Source organism: Caballeronia sp. BR00000012568055 (genome assembly GCF_029439455.1).
Taxonomy (GTDB): Bacteria; Pseudomonadota; Gammaproteobacteria; order Burkholderiales; family Burkholderiaceae; genus Caballeronia.
The window spans coordinates 1-517 of sequence record NZ_JAQFVG010000221.1; the positions used below are offsets into that span (position 1 = coordinate 1).

1 pseudogene is annotated in these 517 nt (G+C 58.0%); it reads right to left on the minus strand.

Annotated elements, in window-relative coordinates:
- A pseudogene (locus P7F28_RS10265) lies at positions 1-461 on the minus strand (conjugal transfer protein TraB); the annotation flags it as partial.
- Between the last annotated feature and the right edge of the window lie 56 nt (positions 462-517).

The window sequence follows — 517 nt, forward strand, 5'->3', positions numbered from 1 at the left end:
GTCGAGTGAAAGCTGAAAAAGAGCGGCGTTCCGCTGACCGCTCGAAACAGCGCGATGGCACGGCCCCACGGGTTGTTCGTGGGCTTGCCCGAAATGAAGTTGTGAAACGGCGAAAAGCAGAAAAAATTCCAGCTATTGAGCGGAACCGGACGTGGCACGAACGCGGTGTTGGCCGGCAGGCGCGTGTAGTACGCCGCCTCAGAAGCCATGCCAACCGCGCTAGCTGCGACACCGCAGTTGTTGAGCATGACCTTGGCCTGACGCGCAAGCGTCTGTGCCTTGTCGGCCGTGTCGGCCATCACGTGCATAACCGCGTAGTGAAAACCCATCACGAAGCGACCCGACACGAGGTCATCACGCGCGTCCGTAATCTGGTTGATCTGGGACTGGCTCGGGTCGCCGGTTTCGATCAGTGACAGTTGCTGGTTACGCAGGAAGATGCGGCCGGCTGCTTTCGACATGCAGAAAAACACCTGCGTCAGAACAAACTCGAACGATGCTTCCATCATCAGGTTAA